Annotated in this window: 24 protein-coding genes and 1 pseudogene; 9 read left to right on the forward strand and 16 right to left on the reverse strand. The window is 71.8% G+C overall.

The genetic code is table 11. The annotated features are described in order from the left end of the window. Nucleotides 1-91: 91 nt before the first annotated feature. From ACZ4SW_RS10440 to ACZ4SW_RS10465, 6 genes are all read right to left on the reverse strand, one after another. Nucleotides 92-925: an undecaprenyl-diphosphate phosphatase gene (locus ACZ4SW_RS10440; RefSeq protein WP_468240569.1), complete on the reverse strand. Its 834-nt coding sequence runs from the start codon at nt 923-925 to the stop codon at nt 92-94. 85 nt (nt 926-1,010) lie between these two features. Further along, nucleotides 1,011-1,385 (reverse strand): fluoride efflux transporter CrcB, encoded by a 375-nt coding sequence (gene crcB, locus ACZ4SW_RS10445; RefSeq protein ID WP_468241248.1) that lies wholly within the window; start codon nt 1,383-1,385, stop codon nt 1,011-1,013. Further along, entirely contained in the window at nt 1,382-1,738 is a 357-nt protein-coding gene (locus ACZ4SW_RS10450; protein WP_468240571.1) for a DUF190 domain-containing protein, read from the reverse strand. The genes crcB (ACZ4SW_RS10445) and ACZ4SW_RS10450 overlap by 4 nt, the downstream gene beginning before the upstream one ends. Nucleotides 1,739-1,772: 34 nt before the next feature. Then, the gene (crcB, locus tag ACZ4SW_RS10455) at nt 1,773-2,249 is read right to left on the reverse strand and encodes a fluoride efflux transporter CrcB (protein WP_468240574.1); all 477 of its coding nucleotides are present in this window, start codon (nt 2,247-2,249) and stop codon (nt 1,773-1,775) included. 191 nt (nt 2,250-2,440) lie between these two features. Then, nucleotides 2,441-3,403 (reverse strand): SMP-30/gluconolactonase/LRE family protein, encoded by a 963-nt coding sequence (locus ACZ4SW_RS10460; RefSeq protein ID WP_468240576.1) that lies wholly within the window; start codon nt 3,401-3,403, stop codon nt 2,441-2,443. A 118-nt stretch (nt 3,404-3,521) separates the two neighbouring features. Then, entirely contained in the window at nt 3,522-3,962 is a 441-nt protein-coding gene (locus ACZ4SW_RS10465) for a hypothetical protein (protein WP_468240579.1), read from the reverse strand. A gap of 338 nt (nt 3,963-4,300) precedes the next feature. On the opposite strand from ACZ4SW_RS10465, the gene ACZ4SW_RS10470 reads away from it, so the two are divergent. Continuing rightward, a complete protein-coding gene (locus tag ACZ4SW_RS10470; protein ID WP_468240581.1) occupies nt 4,301-5,203 on the forward strand; it encodes a hypothetical protein in 903 nt (300 codons plus the stop codon). A 243-nt stretch (nt 5,204-5,446) separates the two neighbouring features. Here the strand turns inward: ACZ4SW_RS10470 and ACZ4SW_RS10475 are convergent, their stop codons facing one another. Together ACZ4SW_RS10475 and ACZ4SW_RS10480 are read right to left on the reverse strand one after the other, a co-directional pair. Then, nucleotides 5,447-5,584: a hypothetical protein gene (locus ACZ4SW_RS10475; RefSeq protein ID WP_468240583.1), complete on the reverse strand. Its 138-nt coding sequence runs from the start codon at nt 5,582-5,584 to the stop codon at nt 5,447-5,449. Between the two features lie 49 nt (nt 5,585-5,633). Continuing rightward, complete coding sequence (locus ACZ4SW_RS10480; protein ID WP_468240586.1) at nt 5,634-5,921, reverse strand: ArsR family transcriptional regulator; 288 nt, start codon at nt 5,919-5,921, stop codon at nt 5,634-5,636. A 234-nt stretch (nt 5,922-6,155) separates the two neighbouring features. Here ACZ4SW_RS10480 and ACZ4SW_RS10485 point away from each other — a divergent pair. From ACZ4SW_RS10485 to ACZ4SW_RS10500, 4 genes and pseudogenes are all read left to right on the forward strand, one after another. Further along, nucleotides 6,156-6,690: pseudogene (locus tag ACZ4SW_RS10485) on the forward strand (LacI family DNA-binding transcriptional regulator); the annotation flags it as partial. Nucleotides 6,691-6,844: 154 nt separating this feature from the next. Continuing rightward, complete coding sequence (locus tag ACZ4SW_RS10490) at nt 6,845-7,195, forward strand: VOC family protein (protein WP_468240589.1); 351 nt, start codon at nt 6,845-6,847, stop codon at nt 7,193-7,195. 81 nt (nt 7,196-7,276) lie between these two features. Further along, nucleotides 7,277-7,666 carry a MarR family winged helix-turn-helix transcriptional regulator gene (locus ACZ4SW_RS10495; protein WP_468240591.1) on the forward strand — a complete coding sequence of 130 codons (390 nt, stop codon included), beginning with the start codon at nt 7,277-7,279 and terminating at the stop codon, nt 7,664-7,666. A 332-nt stretch (nt 7,667-7,998) separates the two neighbouring features. Further along, complete coding sequence (locus ACZ4SW_RS10500; protein ID WP_468240594.1) at nt 7,999-8,877, forward strand: aldo/keto reductase; 879 nt, start codon at nt 7,999-8,001, stop codon at nt 8,875-8,877. 74 nt (nt 8,878-8,951) lie between these two features. Here the strand turns inward: ACZ4SW_RS10500 and ACZ4SW_RS10505 are convergent, their stop codons facing one another. The 3 genes from ACZ4SW_RS10505 to ACZ4SW_RS10515 all read right to left on the reverse strand — a co-directional run bounded on the left by ACZ4SW_RS10505 (nt 8,952) and on the right by ACZ4SW_RS10515 (nt 11,701). Then, on the reverse strand, nt 8,952-10,037 hold the full coding sequence (locus tag ACZ4SW_RS10505) for a hypothetical protein (protein WP_468240596.1): 1,086 nt from the start codon (nt 10,035-10,037) through the stop codon (nt 8,952-8,954). A 114-nt stretch (nt 10,038-10,151) separates the two neighbouring features. Continuing rightward, on the reverse strand, nt 10,152-10,553 hold the full coding sequence (locus tag ACZ4SW_RS10510) for an SseB family protein (protein ID WP_468240599.1): 402 nt from the start codon (nt 10,551-10,553) through the stop codon (nt 10,152-10,154). A 161-nt stretch (nt 10,554-10,714) separates the two neighbouring features. Continuing rightward, complete coding sequence (locus ACZ4SW_RS10515; protein WP_468240601.1) at nt 10,715-11,701, reverse strand: Lrp/AsnC family transcriptional regulator; 987 nt, start codon at nt 11,699-11,701, stop codon at nt 10,715-10,717. A gap of 103 nt (nt 11,702-11,804) precedes the next feature. Here ACZ4SW_RS10515 and ACZ4SW_RS10520 point away from each other — a divergent pair, with 103 nt between their 5' ends. Further along, entirely contained in the window at nt 11,805-12,599 is a 795-nt protein-coding gene (locus ACZ4SW_RS10520; RefSeq protein WP_468240604.1) for an inositol monophosphatase family protein, read from the forward strand. An 85-nt stretch (nt 12,600-12,684) separates the two neighbouring features. Here ACZ4SW_RS10520 and ACZ4SW_RS10525 read toward each other — a convergent pair whose 3' ends face one another. The 3 genes from ACZ4SW_RS10525 to ACZ4SW_RS10535 form a co-directional block, all read right to left on the reverse strand. Next, complete coding sequence (locus tag ACZ4SW_RS10525) at nt 12,685-14,526, reverse strand: phospholipase C (RefSeq protein WP_468240606.1); 1,842 nt, start codon at nt 14,524-14,526, stop codon at nt 12,685-12,687. 175 nt (nt 14,527-14,701) lie between these two features. Further along, the gene (gene efeB, locus ACZ4SW_RS10530) at nt 14,702-15,931 is read right to left on the reverse strand and encodes an iron uptake transporter deferrochelatase/peroxidase subunit (protein ID WP_468240608.1); all 1,230 of its coding nucleotides are present in this window, start codon (nt 15,929-15,931) and stop codon (nt 14,702-14,704) included. Continuing rightward, on the reverse strand, nt 15,928-17,130 hold the full coding sequence (locus tag ACZ4SW_RS10535) for an EfeM/EfeO family lipoprotein (protein ID WP_468240610.1): 1,203 nt from the start codon (nt 17,128-17,130) through the stop codon (nt 15,928-15,930). Before ACZ4SW_RS10535 ends, efeB begins: the two co-directional genes overlap by 4 nt. Before the next feature lie 251 nt (nt 17,131-17,381). Between ACZ4SW_RS10535 and ku the strand changes: the two genes are divergently transcribed. Together ku and ACZ4SW_RS10545 are read left to right on the forward strand one after the other, a co-directional pair. Beyond that, the gene (ku, locus tag ACZ4SW_RS10540) at nt 17,382-18,461 is read left to right on the forward strand and encodes a non-homologous end joining protein Ku (protein ID WP_468240613.1); all 1,080 of its coding nucleotides are present in this window, start codon (nt 17,382-17,384) and stop codon (nt 18,459-18,461) included. Between the two features lie 95 nt (nt 18,462-18,556). Beyond that, nucleotides 18,557-18,928 carry an ANTAR domain-containing protein gene (locus ACZ4SW_RS10545; RefSeq protein WP_468240615.1) on the forward strand — a complete coding sequence of 124 codons (372 nt, stop codon included), beginning with the start codon at nt 18,557-18,559 and terminating at the stop codon, nt 18,926-18,928. Nucleotides 18,929-18,941: 13 nt separating this feature from the next. On the opposite strand, the gene ACZ4SW_RS10550 is transcribed toward ACZ4SW_RS10545, so the two are convergent. Further along, nucleotides 18,942-19,505 (reverse strand): hemerythrin domain-containing protein, encoded by a 564-nt coding sequence (locus ACZ4SW_RS10550; protein ID WP_468240617.1) that lies wholly within the window; start codon nt 19,503-19,505, stop codon nt 18,942-18,944. Between the two features lie 241 nt (nt 19,506-19,746). Here ACZ4SW_RS10550 and ACZ4SW_RS10555 point away from each other — a divergent pair, with 241 nt between their 5' ends. Next, the gene (locus ACZ4SW_RS10555; RefSeq protein ID WP_468240620.1) at nt 19,747-20,061 is read left to right on the forward strand and encodes a hypothetical protein; all 315 of its coding nucleotides are present in this window, start codon (nt 19,747-19,749) and stop codon (nt 20,059-20,061) included. Nucleotides 20,062-20,142: 81 nt separating this feature from the next. Here the strand turns inward: ACZ4SW_RS10555 and ACZ4SW_RS10560 are convergent, their stop codons facing one another. Beyond that, the gene (locus tag ACZ4SW_RS10560; RefSeq protein WP_468240623.1) at nt 20,143-20,730 is read right to left on the reverse strand and encodes a hemerythrin domain-containing protein; all 588 of its coding nucleotides are present in this window, start codon (nt 20,728-20,730) and stop codon (nt 20,143-20,145) included. Between the last annotated feature and the right edge of the window lie 71 nt (nt 20,731-20,801).

A 20,801-nucleotide genomic window follows, 5' to 3' on the forward strand; every position in this document is an offset into this window, starting at 1 on the left:
AATACGGGCTTCCCGGCCCCTGGTGATCGGCGGCGTGCCCGTGCGGGCACCGCAGGCGAGTCTCAGCCCGTGCGGCTCTCCCCCGCGCCGGTCAGCTCAGCACGCCGGTCGCGAGCAGGCCGAGAAGGCCCAGCCCGATCACGATCCGGTAGATCACGAACGCGTTGAAGGAGTGCTTGGCGACGAACTTCAGCAGCCACGCGATCGAGGCGTAGGCGACCACGAACGACACGATCGTGCCGACGGCCAGCGGCGCGGCGCCCACACCCGTCCCCAGGGCGTCCTTCAGCTCGTAGAGACCGGCGCCGGTGAGGGCCGGGATGCCGAGGAAGAAGGAGAGGCGGGTGGCGGCGACCCGGTCGAGGTCGAGGATGAGCGCGGTGGACATGGTCGCGCCGGAGCGGGAGAAGCCCGGGAAGAGCAGGGCGAGGATCTGGGAGCTGCCGACCAGCATCGCGTCCTTGAAGGAGGTGTCGTCCTCGCCGCGCTTGTGCCGGCCCATCTGGTCCGCGCACCACATCACACCACTGCCGACGATCAGCGAGCCCGCCACCACCCACAGCGAGGCGAGCGGACCGTCGATGAGCGGCTTGGCGGCCAGGCCGACCACGACGATCGGGATGGTCGCGGCGATCACCCACCAGGCGAACTTGTAGTCGTGGTGGTACCGCTCCTGCTTGTTGAACAGGCCCCGGAACCACGCCGAGACGATCCGCACGATGTCCTTGAAGAAGTACAGGAGCACGGCCGCGATCGCGCCGACCTGGATGACGGCCGAGAAGCCGACGACGGCCTTGTCGTCGACGGGGATCTTCATCAGCCCCTCAGTGATCTTGAGATGGCCGGTCGAGGACACGGGGAGGAATTCGGTCAATCCCTCGACGACTCCGAGGACGGCGGCCTGACCGACGTTGATGACGCTCATGGGATCCAGTTCTGAGGAGTTGGTCGACAGTGCTGTAGACGGTGGTGCAGAGACGTTTTTACTACGCGCGGGTGACGGCCGCCGACTAGGGCCACACCGCCTGGGCGAGCGCGACCCCGGCAAAAGCCGCACCGAGGCCCGCCGTCACGCTCGCGACGACATTGGCGGCAGCGTAGAACCCCGCGCCGGTCTCGGTCAGCCGCAGTGTCTCGTACGAGAACGTCGAGTACGTGGTCAGCGCCCCGCACAGCCCCGTGCCGAGCAGCAGTTGCAGGTGAGGGGAGGCATGTCCGGCCGCGGCGGCCCCGGTCAGGAGGCCGAGGATCAGGCAGCCCGTGACATTGACGACCAGGGTGCCCCAGGGGAAGACCGTGTCGTGCTTGAGCTGCACCGCGCGGTCGGTGAGGTAGCGCAGGGGGGCACCGACCACGGCACCTGTGATCACCAGCAGCCAGTTCACAACCATTTCTCACCTTCCCCGCGTCCGGCGTACCGGATGACTTCGCAGTCGTCGAGCGTCACGAGCCCTTCGGTGACGAGTTCGTCGAGCCGGGGCAGGAACGCCCGGACGCGCTCCTCCGAGTCGACGATCACGACGGCGACCGGCAGGTCCTCGCTCAGCGACAGCAGCCTGGAGGTGTGGATCAGCGAGGAAACGCCGAAGCCCTCGATGCCGCGGAAGACGCTCGCGCCCGCGAGACCCGCGGCGTGCGCCCGGTGCACGATCTCGCTGTAGAGGGGCTTGTGGTGCCAGGTGTCGTGCTCGCCGACGTAGACGGTCAGCCTCAGGGCCCTGCCGGTCAGTCGTGTCATGGCCGCCTCCGCGGGCGCCGGTCGGTGGTGTCGTTCATCGCTGCCGCCACGCCAGGAGGCGACGGGTGGCCGTCATCGCGAGCCATACGGAGGCCAGGGCCCCTAGGAGGGTCGCGAACAGGTAGGCGAGCGCCGTGCGCGGCTGGCCCGCGTCGACCAGTTTCTGGATGTCGACGGCGTACGTCGAGAAGGTGGTGAAACCGCCGAGCACACCGGTGCCGAAGAAGGGCCGCACCAGCCGGTGGGCCGCCCACACGTCGGTGATGACGACCATGAAGACGCCGATCACGGCGCAGCCGACGAGGTTGACCCCGAACGTGGTCCAGGGGAATCCCCCGGCCACTGCGGGCCACAGCAGCGAGGCGCCGTAGCGGGCCGTGGCGCCGATGCCGCCGCCGAGGGCGACGACCGCGACGACGGGTCCCTGCCCGTGCCAGGGCGACGGCCGCCGCGCGGGCTCGGGCGACGCGGGACCGGTCGTGTCGGCGCTCTTGGGGTGCGGGACTGACATGGACGTACTTCTCCTACTCGCCGGGGCCCTGCCGGACGGGCACGCTCATCGCAAGTAGGGACCGTTGGCGGCGGCACTGCCGCGGTTCGGGTACGGCGGGCCCCACCGCCGCGCCGCGGGACATGATCGCGGCCGGGGAACAGATTACCGCTGGGCACGGGGGCCGCGCACACGCGGGGTCGGGCGCCCCTCTAGGGGGTGCCGGGCAGCTCGCACACGGCGATCCCGCGTTCCCAGACACTGCCGAGGACCAGCCGGCCGTCGGCGACGCAGGCGCTCGTGGCCATGCGGAAGCCGGAGGGGCGGTGGACGAGGTGCCGCCGGACACGGCCGTCGTCGTCGACCGCGAGGACGCCGGCCATGGCGGCCGGGCGGTACGGGGCGCGCACCGCGAGCCGGGCGGCGGCGCGGCGCACGGCCGGGGTGGCGCGGTGCAGCAGGTCGAGAGCGGGGACGCGGGGTCCGGCGAGCGCCACCCAGATCGGCCCGCCGGGACCTTCGCGCCAGAGGTTGTCCGGCATTCCCGGCAGGTCCTCGACGAAGGGATCGGCGCGGCCGGCCCGTGGCCCGGTCAGCCGGTAGCGGATGAGGCGCCGGGCTCCGGTCTCGGCCACGACGAGGAAGGACTCGTCCTCGGAGGGAGCGAGGCCGTTGGCGAACTGGAGCCCCTCCAGGAGGACCTCGGGAGCGTCGGCGCCGGGGGCGAGCCGCAACAGCCGTCCCGTTCCGGTGTGTTCGACGATGTCGCCGACCCACCGCTCGAACGGGTAGCAGCGGCTGGACACCGTGAAGTACAGCGTGCCGTCGGACAGGGCCACGACGTTGCTGCAGAACCGCAGGGGCTCCCCCGCCACCGAGCCGGCGAGGACGCGGACGGCGCCGTCCTCGAGGCCGATCCGCAGTAGTCCGCGGTGCGCGTCGCAGACCAACAGGTCGCCGTCCGGAAGGAGTTCCAGCCCGAGGGGGCGGCCACCGGTCTCGGCGAGCACCTCGACCCGGGTGCGGGCGGGATCGGCGAGTCGGTCCAGGCGGAGGATGCGGCCGTCCTCGACACCGGTGAGCACCCGCCCCCGCCGGTCGACGACGACGTCCTCGGGACCCCGGCCGCCGATCGTGACGTAGCCGAGCGGAACAAGAGCCGTGGGACGGTCCATGCGTGCCTGCCCTTCGCTGCGAAGACGGTTCATCCTCGCAGGGGGTACCCGGAGGCGCCCGCTCTCTTTCGGACTCGTGCGTGACCGTGCCGTCCGCCCCCGCGCACACGACCGTGGGTCAGGACGTCGCGCCCGCCGTTCTCCGTGCCCTGCCGTGCAACGTCAGATAGAAGCGCTGCAGGGACTCCTCGGGGCCGCCCACCTCGAAGCGGTTGAAGACCTTGCCGAGGGGGTTCCAGACCCGCCCGTCCGGCATGCGTATGCCGACCGACTGCCCGAAGTAGGCGCGCTGCTCGGCGTCGAAGTCCACCCACGCCGCCCCCGCGCGGCGCACGAGCACCTCACCGACGTACGCGCCGAGGCCGGAGAGCGTCCGGGACAGCCGCTCCCGGTCGGCCCCACCCTTGCGCAGGCCGTCGACCACGAAGTCGACGACGCGCAGGCTGGCCACGGAGTAGTCCAAGGGCAGCTGGTTGCGGGCGGTGACGCGCGCGATGAAGGCGGCCACGTACGGCCGCATCTCCTTCGCGGACGGAACGCGCTTGTCCGCCTGGCCCATGGGGTTCCCACCCTTCGTTCACTCCGGGGAACGCCAACCGATCCCCTCCGTCTGGTCAAGCGCAGCCCATGGCATGGACGTCACAGGTCATAGAAGTTGCAAACAACACACTGGGAAATCGCCGCGCGGGTACAACCTTTTCACCGCTCGGGCGTCCGCGAGACCCCGGTGCCCGGCAGGGACGGCGAGGATCCGACCGCATCGGTCACGGCCGTCAAGTGCGGCCGGCGCCCCGTCCACTGCGCTCGCACGCTCTTTGTCCCGCTTGTCCGCCCGCTGGCGTCGACGGTCCCACGTCCTGTACAACCGGCGCTCCCCGACCGCGAAGGAGTTCGCGCGTGAGACCCCGTTCCGCCGTCGCGCTGGCGGTTCCTGTCATGTCCCTGCTCTCGCTCTCCCTGGCCGGATGCGCCGAGAGCGGCGGCACCCGGACCAGCCAGGCGGCTTCCGGGACTCCGGCGGGATCGACCTCCGCGGACGGCGGCGCCAAGCAGCAGGCGGCACCCGCCCTGCCACGGACGCCCGAGGAGTTCCTCGCCCGAGCGAGGGAGGCGATGGCCGGACACAAGGGCTGGACGTTCACCGTGAAGGGGAACGAGGGTCTGGTGGCGCAGGGGCACCGGAGCACCGCCACGTACACGGCTACGGTACAGCGCATACAGAGCCCCATGACACTGCGCTCGACGGGAACGACGTACGCCAAGGGCGCCGCGAAGCCCGAAGAGGTCTACGTCGTCGACGGAACGGGCTACGTCAGGAGGGGCGGAGCCGGTTCACCGTGGAAGAGCGGCCCGCTGTCGGATCCGGAGATCGCGAACGTGGTCGAGGATCCGGTCGCCGCGCTCGCCGAGTTCCAGGACTACGCCCGGGAGGAGTCGGGTGACGCCGTCTCGATCGCGAAGTCGAGCGGTCTGCTCGAACTTCGAGTCGAGGTGTCGTCGGGGAAACTTCCCGCGGTGCGCAACCGGGGCGTCGTGAAGAAGGCGTTTCGCGAACTCGCCCCGACGCTCGGGCGACTGCGCGCGGCCGGTGTGACGGCGACCGAAAACCAGGTGTCGATCGAGCGTGTCGAGGAGGTGTTGGCGCTCGACCCCTCCACGTATCGCATCAGGTCCCACCGCTTCCGCTGCACCCTTCTCATCCCCTACAGCGGACGGACCATGAGCTACAGCCAGGACACGATGGAACGCACCCAGGGTGTGTTCACCGGGACCATCACGCTCCCAAAGGGCATCGGGTAAGCCACAGCGCGCACGCAGGCCGGCCACGGCATGACGACCGGCCGGCGAACGGGAAGGGGCCTTGGCATGTGGCTGCAGTTCAGCCGGCCTCCCACCAGCCGAAACTTCCACTTCGCGTGACGGACTGGCCACCATGTCCAACTCGTATGCGCAACCCATTCTGCGGACAGTCGACCCGACAGCGGCTTGGTCGGTCGTTGAAGAGTTGCTCGCGATCGCCGTCACCAGCGGACTCGACGTCGACTACGAGGCGGTGGTCTCCTTCGCGTCCACGCTGTCGCGCCTGCTGGAGTTGCCGCCGGACACGGACCGGTGGGCCGTGGGCGGGCGGGACGGGTCGTCGCAGGACGGATCGGCAACGTGCAGCGGCGAGCTGCCCACCGCCGCCTCCCAGGGACGACCGCAGGCCGGGGGCCGGAGCGTCGGTGACTCACCAGCCCTTCTCCAGCATCCGCGCGACTTCGGCGATGCGGACCTCGTCGCGGCGGTAGTGGGTGCGGCGGCGGAGCCTCCTCGTGCGGAGGAGGCCGATGGCGGCGAGGAGGCGCAGGTCGGACTCGGCGACGGAGCGGGGAACGCCGAGTTTCGAGGCGATGGCGGTCGCGGTCACGCCGTGCTCGGCGAGATCGGCGTGCCGCTGGGGCGGGAAGTGGGCAGCCGGGTCCTTCAGCCACTCCAGGATCCGCAGCCGCCTGTCACCGGCGGGTCTCTTCAGCATCTCGTCCCTTCCGTACCGCCCTCTGGTCCCACTCTGCCGTGACGGACGGTGCGGGGCCGAGGCCCGATCGGGCCGAACTCAGACGGCCGAACGGTCCCTTGAACGCGCGGAGCCCCGGCCGCACACGCGGCCGGGGCCATGGCTTCCCGGTGATTCAGCGGTGTTTCAGCGGTGGCTGAACCAGTTCATCGCCGGGGTCGCCTTGTTGTCGTAGTCGAACAGGGCCTGGTTCTCCCACCCGTTGCCGGAGTACGGGTCGGTCGGGTCCCAGCCGTTGCCGGTGACCGCGGTCCAGGTGGCCTCCCTCGCCATCTGCTGTCCGTGGGCCGACGGCGGATCGGCGTGGTCACGGGGCCGCTGGACACACCGGGCTGGCGTGGAGCGGCTCGCCGGCTCCAAGGAGGTCCTCGGCGAGGCGGGTCTGGAGATCGACGAGAGGCTGATCGTCCCGGGCGACTACAGCCGGGCCGGCGGCGAGGCGGGCGCGGAACGTCTGCTGGCGCAGGCGCCGGACATGGACGCGGTGTTCGTCGCCCCCGACCTGACCGCACTTCGGCGGGCGGGCCGCCGGGTCCCCGAGGACGCGGCGGTGGGCGGCTTCGACGACTCCCCCGCGGCCACGGCCGTGAGCCCGGCTCTCACCACCATCCGTCAGCCGTGGGACCGGATCGGCAACGAGATGGTCCGCGTCCTGCCGGCGCAGATCGGCGGCGAGGAACCGGCGGCGGTGATCCTCCCGACGGAACTGGTGAGAGGCGAGTCGGCGTGACCTTCACGACCGCACGGGCGCGTCGCCCGGCCCACCGGGCCGCCGGCGCCCCCGTGCGGCCGGTCAGTTTTGGAGAAGCCGCCCGCAGCTCCCCCGCCGTAGCGTGAGACCACCGGCGAACGACGCCGGCCCACCCACCGCCGAGGAGCACACCATGACCACGGGTCTGCAGACCATCATCTACCCCGTCAAGGACCTGGCCGCGGCCAAGTCGATCTTCAGCGCCCTGCTGGAGACGGAGCCGTACGCGGACGAGTCGTACTACGTGGGATTCAAGGTCGCCGGGCAGGACGTCGGGCTGGACCCGAACGGGCACGCCAAGGGGCTCACCGGGCCGGTGCCCTACTGGCACGTGTCCGACATCAGGGCCCGGCTCGGGGCGCTGGTGGACGCCGGGGCCGAGGTGCTGCAGGACGTCCAGGACGTCGGCGGCGGCAGGCTGATCGCCTCGGTGAAGGACGCGGACGGGAACCTCGTGGGCCTCCTCCAGGACCCGGTCGCGTAGCGGTTTCACCCTGCGCGAAGTGCTTGCACACGCACTAGTTGCAAAGTAAACAAACGGGGGTTTTTCTGTTACCGTTCGGGTATGGCAGCGAAGACGGCCGACGCCCGGCTCGAGGAACGGTGGCGGGAGATCCTGTCGGTGCACGCGCGCACCATGTGCGAGATCGACCGTGTGCTGCACCCCCACGGCCTCGGCGCCAGCGACTTCGAGGTCCTGGACATCCTCGCCGCGGAGACACCCGCGCACGGCGACCAGTGCCGGGTGCAGAACATCGCCGGGCGCGTCCATCTGAGCCAGAGCGCGCTGTCCCGGCTGATCGGGCGGCTGGAGAAGGACGGCCTGGTGCGGCGCTCGGTGTGCGCGGAGGACCGGCGCGGGGTGTGGGTCGCCCTGACCGAGAAGGGCCGCGCGCTGCACGCCGAGGTGCTGCCACTGCAACGCGACGTCCTCACCCGCATGCTGACGTCCTGACCCGGCGGCCCCGCCCGGGCGCGCCGAACATCATGGGCCTGTGGCCCACGACGCCCGGGGCACGGGTCTTCCGACCGGGCGGGCCACCCCGTGGCCGGCGGTCCGGCTGCGCACCGCTGTGCGGCCCGGCGGAGTGGGCGCCGGCACACGGCCGAAGGCGGGGTGCGCCCACCGTGCCCGGGTCCCGGCGGGCGCAGGCCGACCGGGGGTGCGCCGCAGCCGTCGGCGGATCACGATGGTGGTACGGCACCGGATCTCGGGTATCCGCCCCCGTACGCGCACGCGGGAGATCCGCGACGCCGTCCTCGTCCCCTCGCCCGAAGGACACCCCCATGACCAGCCCCTCTGCTTCCCGCCCCGCCGAGGCCTCCGGCATCTTCTCCCTGGGGGGTGACCTGCCCGTCCACCGGCTCGGTTACGGAGCCATGCAGCTGACCGGCCCCGGCATCTGGGGCGAGCCCGAGGACCCCGACGAAGCCGTGCGTGTGCTGCGGCGTGCCGTGGAGCTGGGGGTGAACTTCATCGACACCGCCGACTCCTACGGGCCCTTCGTCAGCGAGCAGTTGATCCACAAGGCGCTCCACCCCTACCCGGACGACCTCGTCATCGCCACCAAGGCCGGCCTGACGCGCTCCGGGCCGGACGACTGGCGTCCGCTGGGCCGGCCCGAATACCTGCGCCAGCAGGCGGAGCTGAGTCTGCGTCACCTCGGTGTGGAGCGCATCGACCTCTTCCAGCTGCACCGTATCGACCCCAAGGTGCCGCTGGCGGACCAGCTCGGTGAACTGGTGCTCCTGCAACAGGAGGGCAAGATCCGGCACATCGGCCTGTCCGAGGTCACCGTCGAGCAGATCGAGGAGGCACGCGAGATCGCGGACATCGTGTCGGTGCAGAACCTGTACAACCTCGCCGACCGCAGCGCCGAGGACGTGCTGGACCACGCCGAGCGGGAGAACCTCGCCTTCATCCCGTGGTTCCCCATGGCCACGGGTGAACTCGCCCGCGCCGGCGGTCCCTTGGACAGCGCGGCCAAGCAGCACGGAGCGAGCCCGTCACAGCTCGCGCTCGCCTGGCTGCTGCGCCGCTCCCCCGTCATGCTCCCCATTCCCGGCACCTCGCGCGTCGCCCACCTCGAGCAGAACGTCGCGGCCGCCGAGATCGAGCTCACCGACGAGGAGTTCTCCGAGCTGGCCGACAGCGTCACCGCCTGACCCCGCGGCGCGGGCGGCGGCAACCGCCGCACTCCCGGCGGGGCCGGCGGTCCGGCCGTCGCTCCCGGCCCCGGTCACCCCGCCGCGGGCCGCCGGTCCACCGGGCGGAGTGGCGGGATCTGGGGGCAGTCGAAGTCGCGTGGGCCACTCCACAGCGCGGGTACGGCGTCGCAGCGGCGGCACAGTTCGTAGGCGACCGCCTCGTAGTTGACCCGCCAGCCGTGGAAGTGCGGCCAGGCCTCCCGCGCCGTCCGCTCCGCCGTGAAGCCGGTCGCCTCCAGCATCGACACGGCCGCGTCGAACTCCGTGAAGGTGAGGCGGATCGGGGCGTCGGGTGCCGGGTCGGCCTCGAACGGGAAGCGCAGCGAGCGGGCGATGTCGCGCAGGGCCGTGAACCCGGCCCGGAGCACCAGGCGGGCCTCCGGTGGGGCGGCGCGCGGCGTGAGGGAGAGCTGCAGGGCCGCCGCGTCCATGACGGCGAGCAGCCCCACCAGCCAGTTCCGGTACGGGCGCGGCGAGCGGAACGAGATCAGCACCGGGTAGGTGGAGTGGCTCTCGCCGATGTCGGAGGCCAGCCGCTCCCAGGCCCGGTACAGCTCGGGCAGCGCGGTCTCGGTGTCGACGAGCCACTGACGGGCCAGGATCTCCGGGCCCCAGGCGGGCTCGCCGGCCCGGGACTGCAGCAGCGTGACCTCCAGTTCGCGGCGGTTGTAGGCGGCGTACAGGGTGGGCAGGTAGGCGATCTGCAGGGCGATGACCACGGGCCCGGTGGCCGCTGCGACGAAGTCCAGCGCGGACAGCCGCAGCCGCATGCCGCTGGCGAAGCCGAGGGTGAACAGGCTGGAGCCGGCCTCTCGGAACGCGTTGCTCCAGCTCAGCGGCGACAGGCAGTACAGCAGCAGACCGTAGCCCGTGAGTGCCCCGCCGAGCCAGATGGCGAGCATGCCGATGAGGATCAGCGGGGCGAGCCAGGTCTGCGCCCGGTCGATGGCCTCGTAGCGGCCGCCGGGCGCGGCCAGCCGCAGCAGCCGCCGCAGCGCCCACCACAGCCGGTAGACGAGGACCGAGTACAGCCCGCGGGGCACCACCAGCGTGCGGACGATGCTCGAGAGCACGGCCATCAGGACCAGGGCGCCGGCCACGCCGGAGATCCATCTCATGCCGTCATTGTGAACCGCGGCCCGGCCCGCGCCGGCCCGGCCCGTGCCCGGGGGCGTCGCGAGCCGCCGCCTGCGACGCCGTCGTGCGCGCCGTGTGTGCCCTGTGCGTCGGCCCTACGGCCGCGCCAGCAGCGTGCGCACGCCGTCCGAGTTGAGGGTCAGCCCGTGCGGCGAGGCCGCGTCGATGGTGAGGGTGAGGTCTCCGGTGGGCCACTGGGACGCGAGCGCGCCGAGCGGCACCAGTCGATAGCGGGAGACGAACGGCAGCAGGTCCGCCATCTCCGTCTCCGAGGTGAACACCGGGACGGTCTGTTCGCCGTCCGGCTGCTCCAGGACGGGCAGCGCGACGGTGTTCGGGTTGTTGGCGTCCTCGTCGCTGGCGTCGTCCGGCACGGGGACGAGCACATCGCTCCCGGCCAGCGTGTCCAGCGCCTCCGAGTCCCCGGCGTCCACTGCGAGGGTGTCCAGTGCCGCCTGGGCCGCGGTCGGGTGGTGGTTCTTGTCCGGAGTGTCCATGGCAAATCCCCAGGTAGATACGGGCGGGCACGCCCCGGAACCAGCGACTCCGGGCGCACTCCCGCCTCGCGTACCCATCCCGGGCCGGGCCATGCATGCCGCACGGGTCAGGCACCGGCCCCGGCCGGTGTGTTCCCCCGTACGGCACCGTGGCGGCGGGGTCAGGTCCGGGACGTCCGGTTCGGGGCGGGCCCCTTGCCGGGGCGTTTCACGGCGTGGCCCACGATCACGGTCTCGGTGCCGTCGACGCCGAGGCCGCCGAGGTCCCGCGTGATGAACCGGTAGAGGTCTTCCAGGTCCCGTACCCAGACCGCGAGGTGCAGGTTGGACGCGCCGGTGGTGGCGAAGGCGCCGTGCACCGCCGGATGCGCCGCCAGCGTGCGCCCCACCGTGTCGAGGCGGTCGGGCCGGACCCGCACCATGAGGTTGGCGTCGATGAGGAGCCCGAGCCGTCTCGGATCGACCACGACGTGGGTGAGGACCCGGCCGGCGTGGGTGAGCCGGGCGATGCGGCGCCGGACCGTGGAGTCCGGGTGTCCCGTGCGCGCGGCGACCGCCGCCGCCGGTGCCCTGGCGTCGTCCTCGAGCGCGGCGAGGATGTCGCGGTCGATGTCGTCCAGCGGTCCCGTGGCCGCCGCTCCCGGCGGCCGTCCGGGGGTCAGCGCGGCGCGTTCGGCGTCGCTGAGCACGTCGTGCCGCCAGTCGGTGGCCTCCGCGAACACGTGCAGGACGGTGTCCGCTGCCACGGAGGTGACGGCGCGGGTGGCGGGCAGTTCGCGGAAGACGAGGTGGTCCCGGGTGCCGGGCCGGGTCCAGGAGACGGCGAGGATCTCGTCCCCGGACGCGGAGACGTCGATGAACGGGACGTCGGGACGGGCCGCCAGCGCGGCGGTGAGCGCGTCGAGCCTGCCGCCGATCACCCGGATCCGCAGGAACAGCGCGCCGACGGAGTCCGGCCGGGCCGGCAGCGCGATCACCCGGCAGACACCGTCGGCGACGAGGGCCTGCCAGCGTCTGTGCACGGTGCGCGGGCTCATCCCGAGGACCTCACCGGCCCGCTCGGCGGTCAGCCGTCCGTCGCACTGCAGCGCAGCGATCAGCCGCTGGTCACGCTCGTCGAGTACGGAATCAGCCGCTCCACTGGCCATGAACGTCAGTATCGCTCACACAGGCGCCCTGTGATGACCCCTGGTGGCCGGCAGCGCGGAGGATCGTCGCGTCGAACCGATTTCCCGCCTGAAGGAGCCGATGATGGCGTACGAGGACCTGCTCGCCCCCATGGCCGCCGCCGCACAGGAGGTGGGCGCGCTGCTGTCGGCCACGCCGCGGCCCGCCCCCGCCGTCTCCCGCGACGAACTCGCCCGGGCCTTCGACGCGTTGGAGGGGCCGGCGGTCGCCGTGATGCGCGAGCACCTGGACGCGCTGCGGCCCGGCGTCGCCTGGGCGGACGAACTGGACGGCCTCGCCCCGCTGCCCGACGGCGAGGTGTGGGTGGTCGACGTCGTCGACGGCGCGGTGCAGTTCCTCCAGGGCCTGCCGCAGTTCTGTGTGAGCCTGGCGCTGGTCCGGGACGGCGAGCCCGTGGCGGCCGCCCTGCACGCGCCGCCGCTGGGCGAGACCTGTCTGGCGTCCCTCGGCGGCGGCGCCACCCGCGACGGGCGGCCGATCACCCCGTCGGCCAAGACCGACCCGGCCGCCGCCGTCGTGGCCGGCAGCCATCCTCCGTTCATCACCCGGCAGCCGAAGGCGGCCGAGGAGGCCGGACGCTCGCTGGCCGCCCTGCTGCCCCACGTGGGCGCCGTGCGCAACCTGGGGCCCACCTCGTGGCAGATCGCCGACACGGCGGCCGGACGCCTCGACGCCTTCTGGCAGTTCGGCCGCGACGCCGCCAACCTGCTGCCGGGGGCGCTGGTGGCCCGTGAGGCGGGCGCCCTGGTCACCGACGCCGACGGCCGTCCGTGGACGGCGGAATCCGAGAGCTTCCTCGCGGCGCCTGCGGGCCTCCACGGGCAGTTGGTGGACGTACTGGCCCACCGGAGCCGCTAGGCCCCGATGGGTCGCAGCAGCACGGGAAACGGGCGGTGGCCCCGGGGTCACCGGGGCCACCGCTCACGGGTGCGGGCGTGCCGGATCAGGCGCCCGCGCGCTCCTTGCGCCGCAGGGTGAGGAAGGTGCCGGTCGCGCCGGCCGCGACCAGGGCGCCCGCCGCGATGCCCACCGGGAGGGCGGGGAACGACGAGGCGTCCGTCGTGGCGGCGGTGTTCTGCATCGCCGGGCCCGGGGTGATGCTGGTCGAGACCGGGGCCACGTGGTGGATCGGGCCGACCGACTTCACCGAGCCGTCCGCGTTCAGCAGCACCTGCTTGTTGTTCGGGTGCCGGAAGTCGAACATGCCCGCCAGGGAACCGGCGGTGGCGTCGAAGGAGTGGTCACCGACGCGGCCGGTGTGCCAGTTGTCCTCGATGAAGCGGATGATGGAGGACTGGTCGGTCTGCGTGTGGTCGACCTTGTTGACCTTGCTGTACGGGGAGATCACGAGCAGCGGCTGACGGGTGCCGGGGCCGCAGCGGTCCTGGTAGCCGCCGGCCGGGGCCGGGCCCGCCTGGCAGGCCGGGCTGTCGGTGGCCTTGCCGTTGGAGCCGACGGAGGTGTCCGTGGAACCGTTGCGCGGCTTGGCGTACGCGTGGTCGTACCAGCCGTCGGAGTCGTCGTAGGCGATGACGACCGCGGTCGACTTCCACTGCGGCGACTTCTGGATCGCGTTGACCTCGTTCACCAGGAAGTGCTGCTCGTCGATCGGGTCGGAGTAGCCGGCGTGGCCGTCCTGGTACTCGCCGGCCTTGAGGAAGCTGACCGCCGGCAGCTTGCCCGCCTTCAGGGCCGCGTCGAAGTCGGTCAGGTCGTAGTTGTGGTTCGCCTGGCCGTTGTGGCCGATCTCGTCGACGCTCTTCGGCGGCAGGTGGTGCGGGTTGGACGTCGACTTGTAGTACTCGAACGGCGAGTGGTGCGGGCTGTAGTCCTTGACCGCGGCACCGCCGACGTTGGTGTGCGTGGTGTCGCACTTGGCGTAGTCGCCCTGCTTGCCGTCCCACGCGGTGGACGGACGGAAGCCGCCCTGGAACCAACCCCACGTGACCTTCTTGGAGTTGAGGACGTCACCGATGTTGCGGCCCTGCATCGAGGCCAGCGCGTTCTTGCTCGTGTGGTCGTTGTCGGCGCAGTCGTCGTAGGCCGGGTCCGGGTCGTTGATGACCGTTCCGACACCCTGGGCGTTCGGCGACGCGACGGTGTACGAGTCCGGCGTCGAGGTCTGCTTCGGGTTCTCGGTGCCGGTGGTGGGGTCCACGGAGATGACGCCGTGCGTCTGGCCGGAGACCAGGTTGAGCGCGCCGGGGGTGGAAGGGCCGTAGACCGAGCTGTAGGAGTGGTCGTTGAGGGCGTAGTGCTGGGCGTAGTTCCACAGCCCGGTGACGGTGTTGCCGTCGTAGTAGTCCATGACCAGGCCCGGCTCGCCGAACAGGTTGCCGGAGCACTTGCCCGAGTCGGTGTTCTGGACGAACTGGTCGTTCTTGCCGCCGTTGTACGCGTACTGCTCGGGCCCGTAGGCGTGGTTCTGGTCGCAGGTCATGGCCTGGGCCGGGGTGAGCCGCTTGGGCGCGTACTGGTTCGGGTTCTTCGTCAGCAGCCCTGCGTGGGCGAGGGTGTCGATGTCCTTCGGGGTCTTCTTCGACGCCGTGAACTTCGTGCCGTCGGTGTTGGCGGCCTTCGGGTAGGTCGCGAAGTAGTGGTCGAAGGAGATGTTCTCGTCGAAGAGGACGACCACGTGCTTGATGGGCGTGGCCGTCGAGGAGTGGGTGCCGTGGCCGTCCGGCGCCGCCCAGGCGGGCGCTCCGGCCCCCAGGGCCGTGAGCGCGGCGGCGCCCGCGAGCGCGCCGAGGCTCCTCATTGTTGCTCGTCTACCTCTGCTGGCCATGCTTGTTCACCTTCCGGGCACGAACGTGATTGCGCCATACGGTCAGGGATGCTCTGCTGGCCGAACGGCATGATGCTGGAGGCGCGGTGGCGATCAAGTGAACACCAGGTCAGGGAAGCCATGGGAAAACTTGACCGACCATTGACTCATCGGCGCCCCACGCCTGTTCAGGGGGCTAGGTCAGCAGGTTCCGTCCGTACCAGTCCGCGCTGTCGCGCACACCGGGCAGTGCGAAGAAGTAGCCGCCGCCGAATGGCTTGATGTAGTCGGTGAGGGGTTCGCCCGCGAGGCGGCGCTGCACGGTCTCGAACTGCCGGACCAGGTCCTGCTGGTAGCAGCAGAACAGCAGTCCCATGTCGAGGTTGCCGTTGCTGTCCATGCCCGCGTCGTAGTTGTAGCCGCGGCGCAGGATCCGCTGGTCGGCCGTGGCCGCCGTGCGCGGGTTGGCCAGGCGTATGTGGGCGTCCAGCGGGATGACGTCGCCCTTGGGGTCGTTCGGGTAGTCGGGCGTGTCGTGCTCGGCGTTCCCGTCCAGGGGGGCGCCGGTCTCCCGGGACCGGCCGAACATCCTCTCCTGCTCGGTGAGGGACACCCGGTCCCAGAACTCCACGAGCATGCGGATCAGCCGGACGACCTGGTAGCTGCCGCCGACGGCCCAGTCCGGTTCGCCCATGCCCTTGCCCACCCACACCAGGCTGTCCATCGCGCGGGTGTCGGCGGTGTCGGGGTTGGCCGTGCCGTCCTTGAAGCCCATCAGGTTGCGCGGTGCGCCGGAGGGGCGCGGCGGGCTGGAGAATCCGTCGAGGCGCCAGCGGACCTGCAGGCCGCCGCGGGTGTGCCGGGCGATGTCGCGCAGGGCGTGCAGCACGGTGTCCGAGTCGTCGGCGTGCAGTTGGAGGCTGAGATCGCCGTGGCACCACTCGGGTCTGAGGTCGTCGTCGGGGAAGGACGGCATCGTCGTCAGCCGGCGCGGGCGGTGGCCGGCGAGGCCGAAGCGGTCGTCGAAGAGGGACGCGCCGACGCCGACGGTCACCGCCAGCGCGCCGGAGGGCAGTCGCTCGCCGAGGATGCCGGAGTCGGCGGGCGGGCCGGTGATGCCGACGGGCGAGGGCGCGCCGCCCGAAGTGAGGAAGCGGGCCCGGCTGGTGAGGGTGCGCAGGAGGTCGGCGAGGTCCGCCCGGCTCTGGGCGGTCACGTCGAGGGCGGTGAACACGGTGACCCGGCGCGGGGCGGCGAGCACCGACTGCTGGTGCGGGCCGTGGAACGGCGCGACGGGCGACGCACTGGTGCCGCCGGTGGTGGCCGGGGCGGCCGCGCCGCCCGCCGCGAGCCCGGCGCCCGCGAGGGCCGCCCCGCGCAGGAAGCCGCGCCGTCCGACCCCGCTCGTCTCCGCGGACGTACTCACACCGTCCTCCGCGGGTCGCAGAGCGTCGCCACCGAGGCGAGCCGCTCGACCAGGTCGCCGAGGACGGCGTCGACCTGTTCGCGCTGCGTGCGGTCCAGGTGGTCGAGCGGGGTCCAGCCCGCACCGTGGTGGAAGCCGTCCAGGGTGTGCTGGGCGCGGTCCAGTTCCCGGTCGAGGGCGGGCAGGTCCGCATACCGGGTGGTGAGCAGGGGGTGCAGCCGGGACAGCACGGCGCGGGTGCCGTCGAGGTTGGCCCGGGCGGTGGCGAGGTTGCTGCCGCTGCCGTAGTCGGTGCGCCCGGTCAGCTCGAACTGCACGGTGTTCTCCAGGATCTCGTGTGCTCGCAGGCCCAGTTGTGCCGGGTCCATACGGGCCTGGGCCCAGGTGTCGCGGAGCGCGGTGACGGCCTTGGCGAGGGCGTCCGCGGGGGTGCGCAGGGTGGTGGCGGACTGGCCGTGCCACAGCCCGTACTCGATGCGGTGGAAGCCGGCGAAGGACGGGTCGTGGACGCCTCCGGCGAGCCCGGCGTCCGTTCCGTTGATCTGCTTGTCCGCGTCGCCGAAGGCGTCGTACGCCGCGCCCAGCCGCTCGTACTCCAGATGCGCGGGGAGCCAGGCGGTCCGGGCGCCGCCGAGGTCGCCGCGGTCGATGGCGTCCTTCAGCCGCCCGGTCAGCCGTACGACGTCGTCCAGACCGCCCGCGACCCACTTCTGGTAGTCGATCGCCAGGGGGATCAGGTCGTGCTCGGTGACGGGGGCCGCCGCGGGTCCGGACCGTCCCGAGGTGATGCGGACGGTCGGGCCGGTGACCGCGTCGGCGTCGTCGGGCAGGCAGGTGAAGGTGTACGAGCCGGTGCCGAGGCGCACGGTCAACGACCGTGTGGTGCCGGGGGCGAGGCCCTCCAGCTCGCCGTAGACGGCCCGGGTGCGGGCGTCCTCGAGGTAGACCTCGGCGGGTCCGCTGGAGGTGTTGTGCAGGTCGAAGACCTGGAGGCCGGAAACCGGGTGGTTCCAGCCGCGGCCGCAGCCGCTCGGTGAGACCTCGACGGTGGTGTGCGGCAGGCCGTCGTCGGCGGCCCGGGCGCGGCGCGCCCCGCCGAGGGCGGTGGCGAGCAGAGCCGTCACCAGGGCGAGGGTGAGGAACGCTCCGCCCGCGGCCCACAGTCGGGCCCGCCGTGATGCGAGGCCGGGCACCGGCATTTTGCTCCGCGCCTCCCCGGACGACGTGCCAACGTACCGACGCGCCCGAGCGGCGGGCGCGATCACCTGATGTCAGGAAGCACCGTACGCCCGAACGGCCCTGCGACAGGCGCGGACACCAAGAGTTCCTTCACGGTTCACCCGGCGCTCGCCGTTCGCGGCCGTCGTCAGTCCTGCGGACCGCTTCGTCGTGCCACGGGCCCGCGCCCTTCGTAGGCTGGTGCCCTCGGGGCATGTCACGGAGGTCTGCGATGCCCCGGAGCATCTGGTCGGGAGCGATCAGCTTCGGTCTGGTCACGATTCCGGTCAATGTGGTGCCCGCGACCGAGGACCACAGCGTGCGCTTCCACCAGTACCACCTTCAGGACATGGGCCGGGTCCGGGTGCGCAAGTACTGCGAGCTGGAGGACCGCGAGGTCCCGCAGGAGGAGATCGGCAAGGGCTACGAGCTGTCCGGGGAGCGGGTCGTGCCCGTGCTCGACGAGGAGCTGCGCGAGCTGCCGTTGCCGACGGCGAAGGCCATCGAGATCTCCGCGTTCGTGCCGGCCGGGTCGATCGATCCCCTGCGCATCGGCGAGGGCTACTACCTGCAGGCCTCCGGCACGGTCGCCGCGAAGCCGTACGCCCTGCTGCGCAAGGCGCTGGAGCGGACGTCGAAGGTCGCCGTCGCGAAGTTCGCCTGGCACGGCCGGGAGAGGCTGGGGTTGCTGCGGGTGCGGGACGAGGCGATCGTGCTGCACGCGATGCGCTGGCCCGACGAGATCCGCGACCCGGGGGAGCTGGCTCCGCAGCAGGTCCGGCTCACCGACGACGAGATCACCGAAGCCGAACACCTGATCGATCGAATGACCCGTGAGGACCTCGAGGGTCCCGACTTCGTCGACCACTACACCGAAGCGCTCGAGCAGGTGATCGAGGCCCGACGTGAGGGGCAGGCGCCGCCCGAGCTGCCGGAGCCGGAGGCGGCGCCCGGCAAGGTGCTGGACCTGATGACCGCGCTCCAGGCGTCCGTGGCCCAGGCGAAGGCCTCCCGCGGCGAGGAGACCGAGGCCGAGGTCCACGAGCTGCCGGAGAAGAAGGCCGCCGCCAGGGGGACGGCGAAGAAGGCACCCGCCGGGAAGACGGCGGCGAAGAAGACCGCCGGGAAGAAGACCACGAAGAAGACCGCGCAGAAGAGCGCGGCGAAGGCCACGGCGCAGACCTCCGCGCAGACCTCCACACAGAAGGACGCAACGCAGAAGGACACCACGCGGAAGAAGACCGCGCAGCGGAAGACCGCGGAGAAGGGGGCCGCGGAGAAGAGGACGGCCCGTCGGCCGCGCAGCGCCTAGGCGCGGCCGACGGACACACCGCGGACCCGGGTCGTCCACGGCGCCGACCTGGGGGAAGCTGGAACTGCGGCCACTCGTTCATCCAGGGGCACACCATGGCGTTCCACGCGACATCCAAGCGGCACTCTCCGCACCTGCCCGACCATCTGCTCTCCCCCGCCGACCTGGCGACGGAGAACGAGCGGCTGCACGAGGAGAACGCGCAGCTTCGGCGGGCGGTGACCTCCCATGCCACCATCGACCAGGCCATGGGTGCCGTGGTCGTGCTGGGGCGGATCGCGCCGGAGGAGGCGTGGCGCGTCCTGCGCGACGTCTCCCAGCACACCAACACCAAGCTGCGGGTGGTCGCCGAGCACATCCTGAGGTTCGCACAGGGTGACGCCCTGCCCGACCCGGAGCTCGACCAGCTCCGGCAGGCGCTCAGCCGGTACGAGATCCGCTCCCGCACCGACCGGCCCGACCGGTGAACTCCCGGTCCTGTCAGTCCTTCTCCCCGCGCCCCGAGAGCGCGTCGCGGATACGGTCCACCAGGCCGGCGCCGGGCGCGAGCAGCTTGTTGGCCGGCGGCTTGTCCGGGGCCGAGGGGTGCGGGCGGGTCGGTGCCGTCTGCTTCGCCCGCCGGACCTTGTCGCCCAGTTCGTCGAGGGCTTCCGCGGAAGCCGTGTCGCGCAGCCTCGGGAAGAGGTTCCCCTCCTCGTCGGCCACGTGGGACCGGATCTCGGTCATGAGCATCCCGATGAGCCGGTCGAACTCCGGGGCGTCGGCCTCGTGCCGCTCCAGATCCTTCATGATCTGTTCAGCCTTGGAGTGGTCCTCGATCTCCTTGTCGGCCACCGCGTCCCCGTCGGGCAGGTACTGCCGCACGGCCGGGTAGAGGTAGGCCTCCTCGGCCACCGAGTGGCGCACGAGCTCCATGACGGCCTGATCGGCGTACACCTTGCGGTTCTTGTCACCTGGCGGCAGCGCCTCGATCCGGCCGAAGAGCTCCTCCACTTCCCGGTGGTCCGTCATCAGTTCGTCGATGACGTTCCCTCCATGTCCCATGTCCCACGTCTCCTTGTGGATTCGGCTGGATACGGCTGGATACGGCGACCCCGGGAGGGCTCGCCCGGCACACCGGGTGCCCCGGTCGACGGGCGGATAACCGGGGTGTCGTCGTCGGTCCCCGGCGCCGGCCGGCCACAGGTCGGGCCGCGCCGCGCAGCCCCGGTGCCTTCGCGGCACGCCGGATGCCGGGCGCGCACGGACGTGTTGCCGGACCCCGGGCCCTGGGTACTCGGCGCGCATGAACGACCAGCACCGCAACCAGGACAGTGACGAGCGGCGGACGGCCGAGCAGGCCGCCCGGGAGCAGCGCGAGGCAGACGAGCAGCGCGCCGCTTCGCGCCCGTTCGAATACCCCTATCCGGAGCGCCGTGCGGGCGTCAGGGCCCGGCGCCACGTGACGGAGGAGGAGGCGGACGCCGACAGGGCGCCCGGTGTTCCCGGCGGCTACGGCACCACCGGGGGCGGCCAGCCGGGCGGCACGGGCGCGGCCCATCCGCCCCGGGCCTCCCGGCAGCAGCGCGGCGAAGCGGGCGATGACACGCAGGAGCCCTGACGGCGGGCCGCCGACAGGGCGACGCCACCGCCGGTGTCCGCCGACGGTGGCGTCGCCCTTCTGCCGGTTCGCACGTCTGTCTCAGGTGCGGCCCGACGATCCGGAGATCGCGTCCTTCACCCGGTCGACCATGGACGCGAAGGGGCCGGTCAGCATCTGGGCCGCGCGGGATCCCGCCGCGGTGGGGTGCGGATGGGTCGGTGCGACCTTCTCGACCATCTGCAGCCTGGTCCCGAGGTTCTTGAGCCGCTCCTCGTCGCAACCGCTCCGAACAGCGGGGAACTCCTCCTGCTCCTCGTGCTCGGCGTGGTCGATGACGGCCTTCTCGAAGGCGGCGAGCTTCGCGTCGAACTCGGCGCTGGTGACGTCCATCTTCTCCAGCTCGGCGAGGACCTTGTTGGCCTCCTCCTCCTCGTGGTTGCGGGCCTCGGCCTCGGCCTCACCGGCCGTCTCCTTCGCGGTGGGGCGCAGGATCAGCTCCTCCGCGGTCTCGTGCACCGCCAGCAGCGCCCTCAGCTCGTCGAAGGTCCGCTTCTTCTGCTCGCCCTGCGCGCTCTTCACGCCGTCGAACAGGTCACGGATCCGTGCGTGCTGCTCCAGCAGGACACGGACCACGTCGCCTTCCGGAAGCCTCGCCGCTTCCTTGCGTTCCATCGTCGCATTGCTCACGGCACTGCCCTCCTCTGAGCGTCGTTCACTGGGCGGGTAACCCCATCTCATGCGGGCAAACAGAACAAATG

The organism is Streptomyces sp. NPDC028331, from assembly GCF_055565775.1.

Bases quoted from the DNA above. Each gene is read 5' to 3' on its own strand.
- ACZ4SW_RS10440 (WP_468240569.1), bottom strand. From the start codon at position 925: ATGAGCGTCATCAACGTCGGTCAGGCCGCCGTCCTCGGAGTCGTCGAG.
- ACZ4SW_RS10450 (WP_468240571.1), bottom strand. From the start codon at position 1,738: ATGACACGACTGACCGGCAGGGCCCTGAGGCTGACCGTCTACGTCGGC.
- crcB (WP_468240574.1), bottom strand. From the start codon at position 2,249: ATGTCAGTCCCGCACCCCAAGAGCGCCGACACGACCGGTCCCGCGTCG.
- ACZ4SW_RS10460 (WP_468240576.1), bottom strand. From the start codon at position 3,403: ATGGACCGTCCCACGGCTCTTGTTCCGCTCGGCTACGTCACGATCGGC.
- ACZ4SW_RS10465 (WP_468240579.1), bottom strand. From the start codon at position 3,962: ATGGGCCAGGCGGACAAGCGCGTTCCGTCCGCGAAGGAGATGCGGCCG.
- ACZ4SW_RS10480 (WP_468240586.1), bottom strand. From the start codon at position 5,921: ATGCTGAAGAGACCCGCCGGTGACAGGCGGCTGCGGATCCTGGAGTGG.
- ACZ4SW_RS10490 (WP_468240589.1), top strand. From the start codon at position 6,845: ATGACCACGGGTCTGCAGACCATCATCTACCCCGTCAAGGACCTGGCC.
- ACZ4SW_RS10495 (WP_468240591.1), top strand. From the start codon at position 7,277: ATGGCAGCGAAGACGGCCGACGCCCGGCTCGAGGAACGGTGGCGGGAG.
- ACZ4SW_RS10500 (WP_468240594.1), top strand. From the start codon at position 7,999: ATGACCAGCCCCTCTGCTTCCCGCCCCGCCGAGGCCTCCGGCATCTTC.
- ACZ4SW_RS10505 (WP_468240596.1), bottom strand. From the start codon at position 10,037: ATGAGATGGATCTCCGGCGTGGCCGGCGCCCTGGTCCTGATGGCCGTG.
- ACZ4SW_RS10510 (WP_468240599.1), bottom strand. From the start codon at position 10,553: ATGGACACTCCGGACAAGAACCACCACCCGACCGCGGCCCAGGCGGCA.
- ACZ4SW_RS10515 (WP_468240601.1), bottom strand. From the start codon at position 11,701: ATGGCCAGTGGAGCGGCTGATTCCGTACTCGACGAGCGTGACCAGCGG.
- ACZ4SW_RS10520 (WP_468240604.1), top strand. From the start codon at position 11,805: ATGGCGTACGAGGACCTGCTCGCCCCCATGGCCGCCGCCGCACAGGAG.
- ACZ4SW_RS10525 (WP_468240606.1), bottom strand. From the start codon at position 14,526: ATGGCCAGCAGAGGTAGACGAGCAACAATGAGGAGCCTCGGCGCGCTC.
- ACZ4SW_RS10535 (WP_468240610.1), bottom strand. From the start codon at position 17,130: ATGCCGGTGCCCGGCCTCGCATCACGGCGGGCCCGACTGTGGGCCGCG.
- ku (WP_468240613.1), top strand. From the start codon at position 17,382: ATGCCCCGGAGCATCTGGTCGGGAGCGATCAGCTTCGGTCTGGTCACG.
- ACZ4SW_RS10545 (WP_468240615.1), top strand. From the start codon at position 18,557: ATGGCGTTCCACGCGACATCCAAGCGGCACTCTCCGCACCTGCCCGAC.
- ACZ4SW_RS10550 (WP_468240617.1), bottom strand. From the start codon at position 19,505: ATGGGACATGGAGGGAACGTCATCGACGAACTGATGACGGACCACCGG.
- ACZ4SW_RS10555 (WP_468240620.1), top strand. From the start codon at position 19,747: ATGAACGACCAGCACCGCAACCAGGACAGTGACGAGCGGCGGACGGCC.